The sequence below is a fragment of the Paenibacillus sp. GCM10027627 genome (genome assembly GCF_042675505.1).
GTDB lineage: Bacteria > Bacillota > Bacilli > Paenibacillales > Paenibacillaceae > Pristimantibacillus.
This window is the reverse complement of the sequence record NZ_JBHTHB010000011.1, coordinates 20,131-38,849: the sequence shown is the minus strand read 5'-3', so window position 1 is coordinate 38,849 and position 18,719 is coordinate 20,131. Positions and strand designations below refer to the sequence as shown.

At 44.0% G+C, this 18,719-nt stretch carries 23 protein-coding genes; all 23 read left to right on the top strand.

Annotated features, from left to right (window positions below; translation table 11 throughout):
• Positions 1-53 precede the first annotated feature (53 nt).
• The 23 genes from ACFQZE_RS23685 to ACFQZE_RS23575 all read left to right on the top strand — a co-directional run bounded on the left by ACFQZE_RS23685 (position 54) and on the right by ACFQZE_RS23575 (position 18,716).
• The gene (locus ACFQZE_RS23685; RefSeq protein WP_379361800.1) at positions 54-194 is read left to right on the top strand and encodes a hypothetical protein; all 141 of its coding nucleotides are present in this window, start codon (positions 54-56) and stop codon (positions 192-194) included.
• Between the two features lie 663 nt (positions 195-857).
• A complete protein-coding gene (locus tag ACFQZE_RS23680; protein WP_379361798.1) occupies positions 858-1,517 on the top strand; it encodes a PBECR4 domain-containing protein in 660 nt (219 codons plus the stop codon).
• Positions 1,518-2,456: 939 nt separating this feature from the next.
• Positions 2,457-3,209: a stalk domain-containing protein gene (locus ACFQZE_RS23675; RefSeq protein ID WP_379361796.1), complete on the top strand. Its 753-nt coding sequence runs from the start codon at positions 2,457-2,459 to the stop codon at positions 3,207-3,209.
• Positions 3,210-3,760: 551 nt separating this feature from the next.
• Positions 3,761-4,084, top strand: coding sequence for a hypothetical protein (locus ACFQZE_RS23670; protein ID WP_379361794.1), 324 nt, complete (start codon positions 3,761-3,763; stop codon positions 4,082-4,084).
• 115 nt (positions 4,085-4,199) lie between these two features.
• Positions 4,200-4,610: a sigma-70 family RNA polymerase sigma factor gene (locus ACFQZE_RS23665; RefSeq protein ID WP_379361792.1), complete on the top strand. Its 411-nt coding sequence runs from the start codon at positions 4,200-4,202 to the stop codon at positions 4,608-4,610.
• Between the two features lie 155 nt (positions 4,611-4,765).
• Entirely contained in the window at positions 4,766-5,239 is a 474-nt protein-coding gene (locus ACFQZE_RS23660; RefSeq protein ID WP_379361790.1) for a hypothetical protein, read from the top strand.
• A 230-nt stretch (positions 5,240-5,469) separates the two neighbouring features.
• Positions 5,470-5,664: a hypothetical protein gene (locus ACFQZE_RS23655; RefSeq protein ID WP_379361788.1), complete on the top strand. Its 195-nt coding sequence runs from the start codon at positions 5,470-5,472 to the stop codon at positions 5,662-5,664.
• Positions 5,665-7,529: 1,865 nt separating this feature from the next.
• Complete coding sequence (locus ACFQZE_RS23650; RefSeq protein WP_379361786.1) at positions 7,530-8,642, top strand: tyrosine-type recombinase/integrase; 1,113 nt, start codon at positions 7,530-7,532, stop codon at positions 8,640-8,642.
• 86 nt (positions 8,643-8,728) lie between these two features.
• Positions 8,729-9,055: a hypothetical protein gene (locus ACFQZE_RS23645; RefSeq protein ID WP_379361784.1), complete on the top strand. Its 327-nt coding sequence runs from the start codon at positions 8,729-8,731 to the stop codon at positions 9,053-9,055.
• Positions 9,036-9,215 carry a hypothetical protein gene (locus ACFQZE_RS23640; RefSeq protein WP_379361782.1) on the top strand — a complete coding sequence of 60 codons (180 nt, stop codon included), beginning with the start codon at positions 9,036-9,038 and terminating at the stop codon, positions 9,213-9,215. The genes ACFQZE_RS23645 and ACFQZE_RS23640 overlap by 20 nt, the downstream gene beginning before the upstream one ends.
• 87 nt (positions 9,216-9,302) lie before the next feature.
• Positions 9,303-9,785, top strand: coding sequence for a DUF2538 family protein (locus tag ACFQZE_RS23635; RefSeq protein WP_379361780.1), 483 nt, complete (start codon positions 9,303-9,305; stop codon positions 9,783-9,785).
• 23 nt (positions 9,786-9,808) lie between these two features.
• Positions 9,809-10,234, top strand: coding sequence for a DUF6618 family protein (locus tag ACFQZE_RS23630; protein WP_379361778.1), 426 nt, complete (start codon positions 9,809-9,811; stop codon positions 10,232-10,234).
• A gap of 38 nt (positions 10,235-10,272) precedes the next feature.
• Entirely contained in the window at positions 10,273-10,596 is a 324-nt protein-coding gene (locus ACFQZE_RS23625) for a hypothetical protein (protein ID WP_379361776.1), read from the top strand.
• Between the two features lie 100 nt (positions 10,597-10,696).
• A complete protein-coding gene (locus ACFQZE_RS23620; protein ID WP_379361774.1) occupies positions 10,697-10,861 on the top strand; it encodes a hypothetical protein in 165 nt (54 codons plus the stop codon).
• A gap of 397 nt (positions 10,862-11,258) precedes the next feature.
• Entirely contained in the window at positions 11,259-11,642 is a 384-nt protein-coding gene (locus tag ACFQZE_RS23615; protein WP_379361772.1) for a hypothetical protein, read from the top strand.
• Between the two features lie 25 nt (positions 11,643-11,667).
• Positions 11,668-12,099, top strand: coding sequence for a hypothetical protein (locus tag ACFQZE_RS23610; protein WP_379361770.1), 432 nt, complete (start codon positions 11,668-11,670; stop codon positions 12,097-12,099).
• Positions 12,100-12,226: 127 nt separating this feature from the next.
• Positions 12,227-12,583 carry a hypothetical protein gene (locus ACFQZE_RS23605; RefSeq protein ID WP_379361768.1) on the top strand — a complete coding sequence of 119 codons (357 nt, stop codon included), beginning with the start codon at positions 12,227-12,229 and terminating at the stop codon, positions 12,581-12,583.
• 100 nt (positions 12,584-12,683) lie between these two features.
• Positions 12,684-13,694: a type II toxin-antitoxin system antitoxin SocA domain-containing protein gene (locus tag ACFQZE_RS23600; RefSeq protein ID WP_379361766.1), complete on the top strand. Its 1,011-nt coding sequence runs from the start codon at positions 12,684-12,686 to the stop codon at positions 13,692-13,694.
• 80 nt (positions 13,695-13,774) lie between these two features.
• Complete coding sequence (locus ACFQZE_RS23595; protein ID WP_379361764.1) at positions 13,775-13,918, top strand: hypothetical protein; 144 nt, start codon at positions 13,775-13,777, stop codon at positions 13,916-13,918.
• A gap of 1,205 nt (positions 13,919-15,123) precedes the next feature.
• Positions 15,124-15,990, top strand: a complete 867-nt coding sequence (locus ACFQZE_RS23590) for an ATP-dependent DNA ligase (RefSeq protein WP_379361762.1) — start codon at positions 15,124-15,126, stop codon at positions 15,988-15,990.
• 15 nt (positions 15,991-16,005) lie between these two features.
• Entirely contained in the window at positions 16,006-16,161 is a 156-nt protein-coding gene (locus ACFQZE_RS23585) for a hypothetical protein (protein ID WP_379361760.1), read from the top strand.
• 211 nt (positions 16,162-16,372) lie between these two features.
• Positions 16,373-18,013 carry an amidoligase family protein gene (locus ACFQZE_RS23580; protein ID WP_379361758.1) on the top strand — a complete coding sequence of 547 codons (1,641 nt, stop codon included), beginning with the start codon at positions 16,373-16,375 and terminating at the stop codon, positions 18,011-18,013.
• Between the two features lie 70 nt (positions 18,014-18,083).
• Positions 18,084-18,716, top strand: coding sequence for a hypothetical protein (locus ACFQZE_RS23575; RefSeq protein ID WP_379361756.1), 633 nt, complete (start codon positions 18,084-18,086; stop codon positions 18,714-18,716).
• The last annotated feature ends 3 nt before the right edge of the window (positions 18,717-18,719 follow it).

The following is an 18,719-nucleotide window of genomic DNA, read 5'->3' as shown; positions in this document are numbered from 1 at the left end:
ATGCGATGAAGGCTGCTGCGTACTGGCCAATTTGGAAGAGCCTAAATTGAGGTGTGTCGAGCAGCAAGGAATGCCATTGCTGGAGGCTGGAGGCACTGGCTGCCGCGCGGGAACCGGGAATTGCGATCGCGGGCGTCCGGATTTATCTGGATGGACATTCAGAGCAGCAGGCGCCGGCCATCTGGAAGAGATGAGGCTGATCGGCTGCCGTGCAGGGACCAGGAGTGTGAACGCGGGCGCCCGGTCTGCTGGCCATCCGGAAGATCGGAAGTTGACGTCTGTGCCAGCACCGGGAACTGATCATCGGCGTCCGGAACAATTGGTGATTCTGGAGGAACCACAGATGATGACTATGTCGGAATCAGGAACGTGGCCATCGTGCCGGCGATCGAGGAGATGTAGCTGTGCCGGCTGAATTCGAATCTATAGTTGAAACCCCCATAGGCGTTCATGGCATGTCCCAGCTTTTCTGGCGATCATAGAGCTGCTGCGCCGGGCGGATCGGTATCTGCAGGTTGAGGGTGAAGCTTCAAAGATGAGTACTTGGAAGTAATGATCCGAATATAATTAAGGGATCGTTTTGGAGAGCTGACAGCAATAAATTGCAATAAATTGCTTGAAAGAGTGCATATTTCGCGGTATAATTGGGTAAGAATAAACGAGGACCCTAAAAGTCACTGGGGATAGCGACCCTCAGTTCCATGCCGTGTGGACGTTAAACTCCAGTTAATCTGGAGAGTGGTGAATTATCACCATTAAGAAACGGAAACCGATTTTGTCGCTTTATCATTCAAACACCGCCTCTGAGTTTCATGCTCAGAGGCGTTTTATTTGTCGGGTCGAGGAGAGTAGGAGACGTGGTACTTACCGTAAAGGCACTCGCAGCACTAACTGATAAGCCCAACATCGACCAGATATCGTTGGAGCTCCTTCGGCAGTTTTACGAGATACACCTTGAGCCATTTACCTTTGTATTTGAATTAGAGGATGGTCAGAAAATCAGCCTCGACTTCAAGAAAGAGGAATTTTGCCATCTGGTCGGCATACAAAAGCTCGCTGTTAACTTTGTAGCGGTAAAAGACCGTTATAAGTATTTTGGCGCAGAAGGATACAAAAATATTCAAAATGGCACAATAACTTTAAAGGGTCTTCGAAACTCCAAGACAAAAAAACATTTTTCACTCATTAAGGACAAGCTCGTCTTTTTCTACTTAATACCAAGCATCGTAAATTCACCTAAAATCATGCTAGATTTTGTAGCAGCACCGCAGGGCAGTAAAATTCAATGTAAATTGCTTGCATATAACTCAACCGCTGATGTGTATGTTCACCTTGGAATTGATGAAGACAAGGTTGCAGGACGGCACTTTCCCCGTACTTTCTTCACAGAGCGTGTGAACCAAAGTAGTGACGGCACCAAGTTTCTCAAAGGTCAGAAACCGTTGAATGTCGTTAACACCGAAGTAATTGACCGCCGAAAGCCTACACCGCAAACACATGCACATATATCTACATAATCAATTCTAAAAAACCAAGTCCAGTAGGGATATCCTTTTGGTCTTGGCTTTTTTCTTGTAAGTGGAGCGCTATTGGCCGCTAGTGGATCTGATGGAGGAGCTGCTGCGCTGTCGGGAACCGGATCTGCAGGTCGAGGCCGCAGCGGCCGTTCCTAGTGTGTGGCCAAAGTGCCGGCTGACGATCGGATGATTAAGTACTAGAGGGGGGTTATTATGGCTAAGCATGATTGGAATATGCCGTGTGATTGTAGTGATTGTTGTGAGATTATCCAGACTCATGTTTGTCCGAGCTGTCAGTTTCCGAATAAAGTAAGCATAGATCGTATTGCGCACTGGGAGGAAGATAGGAAGACTGGGGGAGGCGGCTTCATTTTTGAGGTTCCTTCAGGACCAATTCGGGATTTGAATTGTTACAGCTGTGCTAATCATATGAAGGCAGTCGGATACTATACGTCAGTGCATGAGCGGTTTTGTCAGAAAGAGAAAGAGCGCATCGATCTTATTCGTTCTAATAAAATTTGTGCCTGTTGTAGTAAGGTTGAGGGAATTGATTGGGGATTTTCTGGGCGTGTGCAACTTCGAGAGTATGGAGGCAGGCAGCTGTGCGAGTCGTGCCTTATAGACACTGTGAAGTTGGAAAATCCGGATCCGTCGGATAAAGACAACAAATACAAATTTGATCGTAATATGCTGGATTGGATTCTTGATCGCATCAGGATTCCATGTGTGACGTGTGGTAAAGGGCATCTAGTCGCTGTAAGAGAGCAAAGCTGGCGGACGCGTTGTAAATCGTGTTATTCGCGACGTCAGGGATCCACACTGCGCGGCGGATAATCTAAAGGGAGCTCACCGGCTTGTTCATGGCGGGCCGCATTATTGACTCATCTAATAGACTGAAATAAAATACATGGAAGATAATGCATATAAGGGGCTGGGCGTATGAGAATGAAGAAGGGAATTGTAGTAGGCATTGTTGCTGGAGTTTTATTGGCTCAAGGTAGTTCCATATTTGCTGAAAGCATCAAGAAAAATATAGGAGTAACTTACGGAGTCGTAAAAAGGATACTAGTTGATGGAATTGATAAGACGCCGTCCTCCGACAAGATGCCATTTGTATTCGAAGGAAGTACATATGTACCGCTGCGTTATATTGGAGAGACTCTGGGGAAAAAAGTAGATTACGATAGCGCCACAGGAACTGTAATAATAGGGAAAAACGTAAAGGGTAACTATTTGACTGATTCTATACCATATATGACCGATGAGATACACGCTTTCAAAATCAATAATAGTAATGATGAGGGTATGAGTAAATCGGGAGCCTATTATTATGAAAAAAACTTTGTAATGAAATCTGGAGGCAAGCAGTACAGCAAAGGAATAACGGTAACTCCTGATTCGGATGGTATCGGAAAGCTGTTTTACAATCTAGACGGGCAGTATTCCAAGCTTGAAGGCTTTGTAGCATTCGACGAAAATTATCGTCTGGATGATATAGACAAAGGATATGAAGTGAAGTTCTATGTAGACGACAAGCTAAGCCAGGAAATAACCATTAAGAAAGGCGAGCTTCCTAAATTAGTAAGCGTGAATCTCGACAAAGGTTTGCAATTAAAGATCGAATTTGTAAGACCTGCTGGTGACACCAGTGAAAACCCTAATATAAGCTTACTCGAAATGAAATTGACATAAATTTAGTTGTTAGGTTGTTGAGGAGCCTCCAGTAATGCAATACCTGGAGTTCCTTGTCCTAATGCACGCCGGTAAGCGTCATAAGGATGATAATCTATTGCTTTAGACCTTCGGCTCATCGTCGGGGGTCTTTTCTTTTTGTATGACTGTCCTTGCCATGACTAAGAATTCTAGGTTGGTGCAGCAGAAGCGATAGAGCTGCTGCGAACGCCTGGTGAATCTGGACGGAAGAGCTGATGGCTAACGGCGCCACCTGCTCGCCGGCACTGAATCCTGGAACACAGCGGGCGCGTAGCAGCTGCTGCGTAACACCGGGCGAATCCGGGAGAGCTGATGGCCCAATGTGTAGCGACAAGAACATGCTTCTATAGAAGCATGTTCTTGTCGCTCCACAGCTAACGGTGCGCCACCTGTAGCCGCAGGACGATCGCCGGCTCTGATTCCTGGAAAGAAGCTGGCTCGATCGACAGCTGCTGCGCGCGCGGGTAGGGGGTTTACAAGTGTTAACCCCCTACCCTATAATATGCTATATAGAGGAGAGAAGGGTGAATATGGATAGACTTGTTAACCAGTCCCAGGTTGCTAGAATGCTCGGTGTCAGTCGAGCTGCTATAAGTGGAAAATTGAAACGTCAACGAGAAAAAGGACAAAGCCCACATCCATTGCCAGAACCTGATGCAGAATTAAATGGTAAACCCTTATGGTACGAATCAAAAATTGATTTGTATAAAGAGAAACTATTTGCAGCAAATCGATGTCTCGATTGTGGAAGTGAGTTAGAAAAGGCAGAATATCTTGAAAACGACATTAAAAATAAGTTTGATGTTGCATTAATTTGTACCAATGAAAACTGTTCAAACAGAAATTATAGCTAAACATATGGCGAGGAAGAGAAGTAGATTTAATTGGAAGCGTTGAGGGTTAATTGCAATTGCTTTCTTTTCAATCGGATATCTATGGGGTAGTTTTTTTGATTGGAGGGAAGTTAGATTGGAACAGAGGGACTCACTAAGATCGTTACAAAAAAACAACTTAATAAAGCTTCTAAATGATGCAGATCGTCTAGGGGTGGATCTCCAAAAAGTTTTAACAGGCCAAAATTTGCAATGTGTTCAGCTATTTAAAGAGGGGATGAATTACCGTGAAATCGGAGAAGTTGTTGGTTTAACCGGTAGTCGTGTTCAACAAATATTAACAGGGCCAACTAAATCGGTTTTATCCACTATTCGTTATCATGTTACTCAGCCCAAAAGGAATAAAAGGAGCGTTCCGACTCGAGAGGAAATGGTTTATGAAATAATAAGCTCCAGCGAAGCTGATTTGCATAAAGCCATACATTTGATGAATGTCCCCGCGATTAAGAATTTATGGAGAGCTATCAATGAGATTAAAACTAAGTAGAGGGACTTGAGTTGAATAAAATAATCATGAATTGTGAGATTTGTTTCCTCCAGATATCTATTCGATGTTTGTAAGGGATGCTGGGAGGACTTGAACAATCACGTGGGAGCTCTTCAAAAGCGAGCTACCCAGGAAAAACATGAGGAGAGAGTATAATGGATAAGAAAAGAGACACAAGACTGCTCCCTTTTATAGTTGAATTCGAAAGGGTGCTCAAGGATCCAAAACTTACAGACGAGGAACACGACCTGCAGCTGGCAGCGATTATGACGCAAATGGAAGAGTCGTTTGGTATTCCTTATGCGAATAACAAGAAATTTAATTCCTTGTTTTCGGAGTTGATTGAACTTTACAGAACTATTGGGGATGCGAGAATTGCTTTGGGAGACGAGGAAGTATACCAAATAGGCAAAAAAGTTAAGGTATTTGATGGTCTGGAAAGTAGAGTGGCGAAAGCTTATCTAAAGAAAGAATTAGAATCAAAAGTCGTATGGTACTTACTCATTGATCAGTCAGAGGAGTTTGGATATGCCTTTGACCAGGGAACTATCGAGTGGAACGGCAAAGAGTTCATTTATGACTGTAAGAAGTGGAACACACCACTTTCAAGTATTACGGAAGGGAACTGATAGGCAAAGGGTTGCTTGAAGAATGATCCTCTTGCTTATTGATGTAGCTACTGCGCGCCGTTGTCTTGGTTGTCGGGAGCTGCAGCTGCGTCAATCGAATCCGGATCTGCAGCGCGTGTCGTTGCATGGGCCTGAACGCAGAATTACGGAAATTATAGGTAAACATAAAGCTGAGTTAATGAACTAAAATGAACAGAGAAATAAAGGATACATCAAAGGGGATGATGGTTGTGGAACGTTTATTTTTTCAATTCGGTCATTTAATCGTTCTGTTTGGCGCGATTTGGGCTTGGTTTACAGAAGATGGTTGGTTTCGCTGGCTAATGGTTTCGTTTTATGTAACTTACCTTTTAATTTGGTTTGTCCTGTATAAACTCAAAGCATTTGGGTTAGGAGATAAAAAAAGTATTGATCCAGTGGAATGATTTGTTTAAAGGAGGAACTAACATTACATGAAGAAAATATTCCTGTTGCTACATTTGGCTATACTTATTCTGATAATGACTGTGATTTCTTGGATACTCTCAACTCATCCACTTTCTGAGACTGTTATGACTGGTATGCTATCGACAGTAAGATCCAGTTTTGAAGAAGTAATCCCCGAAGTGTTCACATTCAATTTCTGGACCCGGTTTTTGATAATATGGATATTAGTGACTGCTCTTTTCTATATTAACGATTGGTCCCTTAAAAGAAAGAATTCCAAAAAAAGTGGGGGAGTTTCACTATGAAAGCATTCCGAATTGCTGGTTTTATCTCAAGGATGATAGTGTTAATATTCGTGGTCGTCGCCTTAGTGACAGAAAATAAGTACTTCTTAATTCCGGTCCTGATATTTGCTCCGATATCCGTAGCCGAGTCTTTGACGAGCGTGATAAAAGGTCATAAGCAACTTCGGAGGAAAAGCGGCAGCATCACTGGTGGCCAGCAAGAACGGACAGAGAGGGGGACTTGATATGATTAAATGGATATTGGATAAGCTGGATAACGCAATGGAGTATATATTGGCAGTGGGCCTGGTTGAGCATACTAGCCGAAGCAAAATAATATTAACGATATCGTTTACAGTGTGGACTACCAGGGTATCTACAGCATGGAGGTATGCAGCGGGCGCCACTCCGTGTAGCGACAAGAACATACATCAATAAAGTATTAAAACCTGATGCAACAAACATACATAATGAATAATGAACGTGCATAGTAACTTTAAATTGTAAAGGAGAGTCCTTGTAATGCTTAGGAGAATTGCTGGTCGCAAAGATTGTGGGAACTGCTACAGATTGTTCAAACCATTTGAAACTGTACATTATCTTGGAATTGATAATTGCAGTTATTGTACTGATTGTCGAGAGAAGTTACGTCCGGAAGAAAAGGATGACCCACATGATCGGGGTGGATGGGTTCCGTCGTTATACGTCGGATTTAATGAGGAAGGGCGAGAGAATATTCTTAGGCTCATTGAGCTTTGGAATGAAAACAATAATGAAAGTTACAATTGGAAGAATCAGATCGAAGTATCAAAATGAATAGGGAGCGTGCATGAGAATTTTTAATCCATGGGGATATTTAGCGGAAGTAGAAGCAGAAATCGAGGCAGAAGAAGCATATCGGGAACATGGTCGTTTTGACGCATCAGAAGATGTTGAAGCATCTGAGTGAAATAGAACGGAGGGTGAAAATGCTTTGTGAGATTTGCAAGGAACGTGAAGCTGATACAAGTGTGACCAATGAGCATGAGACAGAAACTTATGAGGTTTGTGACAGTTGTGCTAGTAAGTTGTCGGATGAAGGTTTTGGGCCGAACAGCGAAGATGCTAAAGCAACGTGCTATTGGTGTAGGAAAAAGCACTGGAATCCTGTGCCGATTAACGGTAAAGATTGGTGTGGAGATTGCGGCGATGCGAAATAATTAGTGTCGCAGTACGACAGTACAACACACTGAATATCAAGTGTTCGTAGTTGATACATATTGCGAAGGAACGAAAAACAATGACCGATAAAAGCCTGCTAACGTGTAAGACGTGTAAGATATTGTAGTATGTTCTTGTCGCTCCATATGGATAGACTCTCATGTGCAGCGACAAGAACATGCTTCTATAGAAACAGAAGTATTTAATAAATCGAGTTATTGTAGTATGTTCTTGTCCGGTAATGGTGTATGTTCTTATGGCTACACATCTCATACCCAAACCCAAATTTTTTTTGAGTGAAAAAAGGGAACAGAAGATACCTTCTGTTACCCTTTTATGATAAAATAGATATATAAACAGCAGGTTAGGAGGGTCGCTAAGTGGCTAAAAAAGGGGAACAGAAGGTTTTGGTTGCTTATGAGGCCGGGTCCGATTCACTCACACATTGGATTGAGCAATTTTTTGAGGACGAGATCAGAGGCTTCAGAACCAAAAATGTAGAGAAGAAAATTGAAACACAAATTAGACGATTCATTGCTTATATGGAAAAAGAACTTGGCCATGACCGTATTAGTGGAGTGACGAAACGAATTGTCCGCGAATGGAGGGATCACTTATATAAAAATGGGAAAGGTTTCGCGGCATCTACAGTCAATAACCATAAAGCACATCTCTCCTTATATTTGGGATGGATCCGAAAGCGTGTACCTCATTTGCTGCCAGAAGATCCGGCCAAAGGGAAAGGGCTAAAGGATATACAGCTGCCGGCACCAGACATTCGAGCTTTAACCGATCCGCAATTGCGTTCGTTAATTAACCTTTTGGACAGGCTCGAACGGTTCTATATGATGAAGGGGCGAAAATGGGCTAACGAACCATGTCCACCTTTACGCAAAAACGCTAGGCCGAAGAGAAACCGTGCGATTGTTTATCTGTTTTTGGCCAGTGGCATTCGGAGAGAGATGATGGTCAACATTGATATTGACCAAGTAGAGCCCAATGATCCCGATGCCCTGCGAGCTGCCAGAAGATTTCGGATTAATCGAATTACAGGAAAAGGGCTTACTGAAACAAATAAAATTATCATTGATAAGGATGCTCGCGAAGCTCTAGCTGATTACCTAGAGTTTGAACGTCCGCTCGATGCGACATCAGAATCTCGTGCCTTGTTTCTTAACGGCCTGGGTGATGACGGTGATGATCGTATGAACGTGAGTCGAATTAACAAGGTTGTTCAAAAGATTGGTAGGATGCATGATGCTGAGCAAACAGATCCGTCGAGAAAGATTGGCCCGTTGACGCCACATCGATTTAGACATACGTATGGGGTTTACCTTTCTCTTCGAAGTGGAGGTAACGTGCTGCTCTTACAACAGGAGCTCTCGCATTCCAATGACCGGTACTTGTCAACCTACACAAATTTACCGGATGAGCTCAGGGAAGATTTTCTGCCCCGTAACCATCGAGGGGAAGATGATGAGTTCAGGGGTTAATTACATTTATCAATTAACAAATGCGAGTGATTGAAAAGATGATTCTGTACATCAATGACATCATATAAAGGGAGCGTGCGCAAAAGATGGACAAGGAGCTTGTTAGCTTGGGCGGGGAAGTAATAGGCTACAAAAATGAAAACGGTGATTTAGTTTTATTTAAAGGTCCTGAAGACATAGCTGCATTTGTCGAAAGCACCGGGCATTTTGTGAAGATTGATGATGAACGGACAGTTAATGTAAATAATATAAAATTCTTTAGCTTTAATAATGGGGTGCTTGTTTTTACGAACAATGAAAAACTAAGGGTTAAACCTGCATACCGAGGTAAATTAAAAGCTGCACTTCAACAAAGAGATTTAGAGAGGGAAAAGCAAAGTGAGGTGCGAAAAGATGAAGGTTGGAACGGTTGAGTATTTTAAATCTGAAATTCTTTTGGAAGATGAGCGCCGGTATCGGATGGCTATTTTTATTGGCTTAACAGAAAGTCTTGTAAAAGCGAAGCATTTGACAGAATCTGAAAAGCTTGCAGGTATAGAAAATCTAATAAAAGCATGGGATGAGATTAGTTGAATATCATTTGCAAATAGATTATCAAAACCTGTTGGAACATAATCTGAAGCCCGTAACAAGCTATATTACAAAGGAGATGGTTGAAAGATGGATTTTACAAATACCAATCGGACAAACAAGGATAGAGCAAATCAGCCTAAAGAGTACGGCATGACTTTAGGAAATGTGTGGTTTTCATCTCAAGAACATGGAGAAAATTTTGTTAAGCTGCTGGGGAAGTTTAAGGCGACGCGGAATCAGGAATACGCTGCAGCGTGCTATATTGTTTCTCATCCAGAAATTTTCGGACGAATTGATTGGAACAAGACGACCGGTCCTGTGGAATGGTATTGGGGGGAATGGGTAGGGGAGGATGATAACGATCCAAATGGTTATCACGAAGAATCTGAAATTGTGTCAGAGCTTTCCAGCGCGTATAGATCGCTTGCGCGAGCTGCTGTAGAACTCTTTACTGGCAGTAATCATCATTTTGGTTTAATGCAATTGATTGGAAACGCTGGTGATGAGGTCTACAAGATATTCGTGCAGTCATTAGAAATTCGTCGTGATCGGTTCGTTATCGAAGTTTAATTTCTTAAAAGGGGAGAATCAGGATGATATTTAATTGTGGGAACGGCAAACAGCAATGGCAAGGCGAGATTCGCAATTCTAAGAAATACGGAAGTCATTACTATTTGAATATTAGTGCGAAGGGTTCAGGCATTTCAATTTACTTTGGTGCTGCTGTATTTGGACAGTGGTTTGTATGTTTGCCGGATTGGAATGCGGGCGTGATTATTGGGGATTTGCGCAACCGACTCTACAATGCAGAGAAGATTGGAGCTGCCATGGAAAACGAAATTGATGGGCATTCAGTTGCTGAAGCTTTACGGGTATTCGCGGAAGCCAATGAAATACAAGAGGTTGATAATAACGAAGAAATTTTCGCTACGCTGAAGGCCGCTGGATTTACTAGCTCGGTCGAGGATTTTCAAAATGATTTGCTGGATGACGAAGATAATGTCATTAAGCATGAATAAGTCTAAACCCGAAACAACATTAAATGGGGGGTGAGCGTATGCCAACGTGTAAGACGTGCGGCTACTGGGATGACACGGATGCTGAGTTTGATGACAGTCGAACTATATGTGATGGCTGTATCGAAAAGGCTATACAGGCCATGCGGGAACGTGGTGCATTGGAGTGGACATGTGGAAAGTATACGGTTTTGTCCTTATCGACCAGTGAGAGTTGCGATGATTGTGGCAGCAGTCGCGAAGAATTTGTAGCATGGGTAGCTGGTGAGTTTTATAAGGATGAAGTTTGTGTTGGGTGTGATGGAGTCTCTATTGTAGATTATTTGTATCCTAACGCTGATGAAAAGCCCTTATTAATTGTTTAAGAAGCTGCGGATAGATGCGTCTCGACAGCGCCGGTCGTTCCTGGAAAGCCGCGAGATGGCTCTAAAGGTAAATAACATAATCAGGGAGTGATCGCTGCAAATGGAATTGAAAAAAATGTTGGATTTATTCGAAGGTTTTAACGATCTTGATAAGAGAGGTTTAATCATATTCCTGCGGCATCGAATGAATGCAGCCTATGGAGACGGAGTATTTGAAAAGTACTTCAAAGAATATCTTGAGTTATCGGACGAAAGGGATGAATAGCTAGTTTGTTCATTTGACTGCCACAAAAGAAGTTACATAATAATAAATATGTTATTAATGCTAGAAAGAGAGCTGCATTATTGCAAAACGCGATCGAACAAAAGTGAGGTGCTGTAATTGAAAAGCGAATTAGAGAAGGCTGGTTTTTGTGTCCACGGCGAAGATGAAAGGGATTTGAGATTTGTTCCTATTGATAAGTATTGTTCGAGGAAGAATAAAAATTTTGATGACACTGTAATTGGTTTAATGTACATGTACCATCATCCTGCAGGTGTTTATTTCTATAAAGATGCTGTTACAAGGCAATGGGTATCTTTTCATAGGCGTGGATTTCAGCTATCAACGCTGGCTGAAACGATCATTATTATGATATATAATCGGAAAGGAAGGTTCCGGTATGACAATAGATGTAGTCCTTAGTCATCCATATAGCGACATGATTAAGCTGAACCTTCCAGGTCCGGATAGAAGGTATATTCTTTATCCGCTTAAATACGGATTAGATGCTGCGCATGAAGGAGAGTACTCTCTATTTGTGGTTAGAGGGGTATATATCGGAGGCTTATATCAGCTAAATCCTAGTACTCTGTTGGCTACGCTGGAGGATGGAGAAAGAATTATTGCTTCTGGAGATTTTCACGAGCTCCTAGAAGTCGTAAAATCACTACCACCACCATGGAAGGAAGACAGGATGATGACTTATGAGGGACCGAAATACCGTAAGATTTCTCCATCATTACATGATATGATGTTAGCTATCGATCAGTATAAAAACTTATAATTATAGAGACAGGAGAAAATAACCTATGAAATCGGGTATTTATCGTTTTCAATTCCCATATGTGGGCGCACATATAAGCAAGAATGAAAAAGATGAAGTTAGGATTTACTATTGTGACGTAGAGATCAGAGCTGGCCAGCCAGTGGATATGGTTGAAAATAAACTTGTCACTGTTATCGTCACCGCAAAAGAAGATACACCGGGCGTACAGAATTTCATTGAGCATATTGCAACGAAGATACGAATTTCGTTCTTCGATACAATATTTTATGAAAAGCACTGGGGCAAGGCAGAAGTGCTGGAGAGCCAGATCCGCTGGGTGGAGCGACACCTATTTTCGACGCATACAACCAGTATGGACGATGAAATCCTGGAAGTTGAAATGAAATGGGATGAAAATAAGCACGCTTATCATTCACCGACTTGGCGGCCTTTAGACAAGAACAGGTGGCGGTAAAGCCCAATGGTGTATGAATTATGAATAAATTAATCAAACACCCCGTATGTGATACCACTTTTAAAATAAGTGGTATCACATACGGGGTGTTTGTGGTATACTAAATACAGGGGAAGGAGGTGCAAAGGTGGACGATGATACCAAAGAAATTGAATCGTTTTTAATTAAAGCAAAAATGCGCATCCAAGCTAATCAGCGGCACTTGGTTCGAAGGAAAACTCGAAATCTTGAACAGGATTTAATTGATCTCGGGTTATCAAGTACGAGAGATGTATGGAATACGATCATGAGCCTACAGATAATTCATTCCAATAAACCACCTGAATACGACGAAGACGGCTCTGGTGAAAAGGTCTTCTTTTTTCTAAAAGCTATGCCAAATGGAACTACGGCCTACATTAAAATGAAGCTTAAACAGTCTGACAATGGCGACGTATGTGTGTGCCTATCGTTTCATCCTACAAATACATCAGCTATAAATTAGTACATATTCTACTATGAATATTTTGTACATAGGAGGAGCGATCAGCTCCCTGCTCCTCTTATGCACTCTACATACAAACTCCTTTAAGGAAGTGATATAAATGAAATACTGTGATGAATGCAATCGAGAACAAGGAACTATTCTCCAACACAAAGTTGAAAGTTACACCCTTCATGGTAAAACTTTCGATGTGGAGATACTAAGTGCAACCTGTGAGATTTGTGGGGCTGAAGTTTTTGATGAGCAAGTAATTGACGGGAATATGAGTAAAATCCATACGACTTACCAAGAGCTTTATGGTGGATTGACTGTTGAAGAAATCCGAGAAATAAGATCTCAGTATCCGGGACTTGGTAAAAGACCGTTTGCAAAATTATTAAATATTGGATACGCAAGTGTAGGTCGATATGAGTCAGAATCTGGAGCTCCAATGAGCTCGGAAAATCTGGCTATTTACCGAGAGCTTAAAAATAATCCCAGAAAGATCGTTGATTATTATAACCAAAACAAACATAATTTATCGCCACGTGAATTGAAAAAAACTGAGTTGATAATGAATTCTTTCATTGATAAGGAATCCATTATTCCCGATGAGGATATTATAGAAAAGTTGTACAAACCTTTTTCACATACTTCATTGTCTGGCTTTCGGGAATTTGATTTTGAGAAATTTGTTAATATGATTTTGTATTTCGCAAGGGATGGGGTAAATAAAACGAAGCTGATGAAATTGCTGTGGTTTTCTGATTTTTATCATTACAGAAAACAAACAGTTTCGATTAGCGGGGCGGTGTATCAACGTTTGCAATTTGGACCAGTTCCCAAGGACCACGGAATTCTGTTGGCTCATCTTCAACATATGGATACAATTAAAATTGATGAGCAGCATGAGGAAGGTTGGGTTCGAATGGAAGTAAGGTCAACACAAGAATTTGATCCAACCGTTTTGGATCAAGATGAACTTGCGACATTGGAGAAGATTGATCGTGTATTCGAGTCTTATGGATCTCGAAAAATAAGCGATTACTCACATGAAGAACGTGCATGGATCGAGACGGCAAATGAGTTTCCGATCGATTACAACTATGCAATGAGTATGAGAGAAATCTGATTTCAACAGAAAGAGACCCATCGTAAATACGGTGGGTCTTTTGTGTTTTTGGAATTAATATGCGTTCTGAGCATGGCCATATGATCGCAGAGCTACTATGTAACAACCAGCGCGGACAGTCAAATGTACAGCTGCGCTGCTCACTGGTGGACGGATCCGGAAGAGCTGCAGCCGACATCATCGCGAGAGCTGCTGTCAGCTGCAGCACGATTGCCGGCACGTGACGCTCCTGGAGCGCAGCCGGTTGGCCAATCAATCGAGCAGCTGCTGTGCACCGGCGAGCGGATCCGGAAGAGCTGCAGCCGACATCATCGCGGGAGCTGCCGTCAGCTGCAGCACGATCGCTGGCATGTGACGTTCCTGAAGCGCAGCCGGGTCGGCCAATCAATCGAGCAGCAGCTGCTCATCGGCGCGTGCGGATCCGGAAGAGCTGCAGCACGATTGCCGGCACGTGACGCTCCTGGAGCGCAGTCGGTCGGCCAATCAATCGAGCAGCTGCTGCGCACCGGCGAGCGGATCCGGAAGAGCTGCAGCCAGCGTCATCGCGGGAGCTGCCTTCAGCTGCAGCACGATCGCCGGCATGTGACGTTCAACCAGGTCGGCCAATCAATCGGCAGTTGTTGCGTACCGGCGTCCGGATCCGGAAGAGCTGATGGCCGACGTCATCGCGGGAGCAGCCTTCAGCTGCAGCTCGATCGCCGGCACGAGACGTTCCTGAGGCGCAGCCGGGTCGGCCAATCAATCGAGCAGCTGCTGCGCACCGGTGAGCGGATCCGGAAGAGTGGATGCACATCATCGCGGTAGCAGCCTTCAGCTGCAGCTCGATCGCCGGCACGAGACGTTCCTGGAGCGCAGCCGGGCCGGCCAATCAATCGGCAGCTGCTGCGCACCGGTGAGCGGATCCGGAAGAGTGGATGCACATTATCGCGGTAGCAGCCTTCAGCTGCAGCACGATCGACGAGACGTTCCTGGAGCGCAGCCGGGTCGGCCAATCAATCGGCAGTTGTTGCGCACCGGCGTCCGGATTCGGAAGAGCTGCAACCGACGTCATCGCGGTAGCAGCCTTCAGCTGCAGCTCGATCGCCAGCACGAGACGTTCCTAGAGCGCAGCCGGGTCGGCCAATCAATCGGCAGTTGTTGCGCACCGGCGTCCGGATCCGGAAGAGTTGCAACCGACGTCATCGCGGTAGCAGCCTTCAGCTGCAGCTCGATCGCCGGAACGAGACGTTCCTGAAGCGCAGCCGGGTCGGCCAATCAATCGAATAGCTGCTGCTCAATCATCAGCACCGGTCCTGGTTCGAAGTCGGCATGACCAATCGATTGAGGAGTTGCTTCGCATTTACGACCAGCTCACGGATGGAGATTCACCCATCAAGTCCCATTATCAAATTGAACCCCTACTATGTTACGATATGCTCGGGTGATGCTTATGTTTTTTCCTCCGATGCTATTGCAGTATGCAAAAAATAACGCTCCCTTTGATGATCCGAATTATGTTGTGCAGCTAAAGTTGGACGGAATTCGTTTACTTGTTTCTAATATGAACAAACTACACTTATATACGAAAAATCTTGACGTTACTGGTCGATTTCCAGAGCTCCACGATCCGCCGATTAGTAAAGGGACCATAATAGATTCTGAGTTGATTGTAACGGACGAGAAAGGCCATCCTGATTTCGAGGCTTGCCTTGCTCGCTTTAATTCCAAAAGAGTAAAGCACCGTTTGCAGGTCTGTGCATTTGATATTCTCTATTACCGCGGTGAGAATGTAATGGGTCTGCCGTTGGAGCAGCGGCTAGAATTGCTTGAGACAGAACTGCAAGAGAACGATGTGTATTCTCGCGCTCGCTGTTTTGAGGGAAGTGCTATTCAACTATTCGATATAATTAAATCTGCTGGACTTGAGGGCTTAGTACTAAAAAACCGAAAGGGCAAATATTTGAGTCGTAAGCTCCCTTGTGAGCCAGGTGTAAAAGGTATTCGCTCATGGGACGTTCAGAAGGTCATTAATTACGATATTGCTCATGATATAAGGATTACAGGTTATTCAAAGCTGACTAATCAATGGCTTATCGGCAAGGTAGATGGTGGGAAATTAACGCCTCTTGGCTCGCTTGAGCTCGGCGTTACTGCCCAGCATCGAAAATTGGTTTGGCCGATGTTACATCGATTGATTATTAACGAAAACAAGCAAGTAGTTAATGTTGAACCGATAATCAGCTGCAGCATTAAACACAGAGGTTATTATAAATCAGGGTTGATGCGCCTTCCTGTTCTGGAGAGCGTGCATATGTAGTAAGAGGCCGGAAGCATGTTGCTTCCAGCCTTTTTTTATTCCGCTATTAAAAATGGCCATGTGTGGTCACGGGAGATGAGCAGTTGCGCAACGCCTGGCGAACTGAAAGCACAGCTGTCCGACGTCGTGGTCGCTCGCTGCCTTCAGCTGCTGCTCAATTGCAAGCACTGAGAGTCCTGGATCGTAGCCGCCGTGGCCAAACATAGTGGAGCTGATGCGCACGTCGGGAGGATCTGGAATAACGGTTAAACGACGTCGAGACGGTGCCTGCCGAAAACTATACACTGAACGGATATTTAACAAGAATGTTGTGGAATCAATATGAAACTATTCTCTTAGATGGTAGAATTGAACTATGAAGTAGTTCGAAAGGAGTGCAAAAATGCCGACATTTACATCGTGTCGTGTGTGTAATAGAAAACTCACGAATCCTAACTCAGTTGCAGTATCTATGGGGCCAGTGTGTGCAAAGCGGTTTGGCGTTATCTTTGAACAAGCATTGGCTTATGCAGCCTCAATTGGCGCTCAGTTAGATGCCAATCGATTACAAATACATGCTACCTTGGCTGCTCAGGAGGCATACCGACAACGAGTTTCGCGCCGTGGAGCTCAAAATGGACAAGGGCAAGGGAGTGATGCGCAAGCACCTGCGGATCAAACCGTATCGAATGTTTGGTCGCAGGCACGCGGTCAGGCAGAGGAGTGCCAGGTTGAATTCAGTGATGAGCATCATGCTCGGGTCACTTCAGCTTCTGGTCATACATATGAAGTAACATCAGGATCTTGTACATGTCCTCATTTTACGCACCGGTTGAGACAGTCCGGCGGAAATTGCAGACATATGGACGCGTTTACTGCAGCTCGCAGAGATATAGAAGTGGCGTTACCACAGGAACCGCAGATTAACCCGGTAATTCAGTCCATTGTAGATCAGTCCAGACATGAGGAAGTATTACGATCGTTTGCAAATTCAGACTGGTTGATCGAAGAGGAAAGAGAGTCTGTCCTGGATCAATGGCGCCGCACAAGAGGTTTTGATGGTGTAATGGTCCATGAAGATGACGAAGCTTGGGAAGACTTGTCCAGACGTTCTAAACAAGAATGGGATTATCAATATGAAAATGTACTCGGAAATACAGGAAATAGCTTTGGTATGGAAGTAGAGTTCTCGATTCCCAGGGGAGTATCTAAGGAGACGGTTGCAAGAGCTCTTTACGAAGAAGGATTGCTTGATCAACCCACATATTATGGATATCATGCAGGTGGGTCTCGAACAGGTCCGGGATATTGGAGACTTGAGAATGACTCCTCGATTCAACCAAGTGGCTTAGAATTAGTCTCTCCTGTGCTCTATGATCGCCCTGAAACATGGCAGCAAATCGAACGAGCGTGTACACGATTGAAAGATCTGGGTTGTAAAGTGAATGAGTCCTGCGGCGGTCACATACATGTAGGTATCGCTCCATTAGACCATCGCACCTATTCATGGCAACGTTTGTCTCGTATCGGAACAGCATATGAAAAGACCCTCTATCGCTTAGGGGGCGCGAATGCAGATTTATACCGTCAAACGGGGCAACCTGGAAAACATCGTGGAATCTATTTTGCTCGTCCACTACCCAATACAAGTGCATATATAAAAGGTACTGATTCCGCAGCAAATGCTAGAAGGAAATTATCGGATCGCAACCGTTATATCATGTTCAATGCTACAAATATCGATAGTATCCGTAGCCGTCCAGCATTAGAAATGAGATACCCGAACTCGACGCTTGATCACCGTCAATGGCAAGCTCAGATACAAGTGGCGAATGCAGTTGTACACCAGGCTGCTGTTATTCGAAATGAAAGCCCGCAGAACGAATTGACTCCTGGTCTACTGCGAACCGATGATCACCTCAGACACTCTGACGAATGTTCTCCTGACATGGAAGTTGATCACTTCCGTAAGTTCGCGGACGTGCTTGGGAACGATAGAGACCGCTTAGCGGCCGCCTGGTTATTCGAGCGAGGAAGAAGCTAAATAACATTGACTTTTTAAAAAGTCAATGTTATTATGTGGAAAATGTCATTTTAAAAGAAAGGAAGCAGCCATGAAATTTATTGATACAAGAAACTGGATTGAAAAAAACGGTACAGCGCAGCGACCCTATTACTTTCAACTCTATTCTGGCCAAATAGGAGAATCGGACACGCCAATCGGTTTATTCGATCTCCTCTGTGATCCAGCTTATAGTGATTGTGACGATCGCACAACACAAATTATTATGCTTGGCCGCTTGTTAAGAGACGTCGCAGGGCAGACTTTGGCTGCGGAAAGTGTTCATGCACGAGTCTATTCCGGATCCGGTCCTTTTTTCGATAATCGGATCTCGCGCCATCCGGATGAAATTGAGGAGGAAGGATCGATAGAGTTCTATAACGAGAATGAACCGGTCCTATTGGATTTTTGGGATGAGTGGACCACAATGGCCTCGCTTGTAAAATGTGGTTATCTGAACCTTTATGAGCGGATCCCGACTTTCAGTGTACAAGCGGATGACATCACAGCTGAAACGGATCTGCGAGGACCCTTCCCGGTAAGTCCAAGTGCCGGCGAGCTCGCAGATTACATTAAAGTAGACCCGGAGAAGCTGCAGGAACCAATTTGGAAGCCTCATTATGTGAAAATCGAGGATAGGACGGAAGAATACAAATATTACCGAACAAGTCCGACTCGCAGGTAGGTA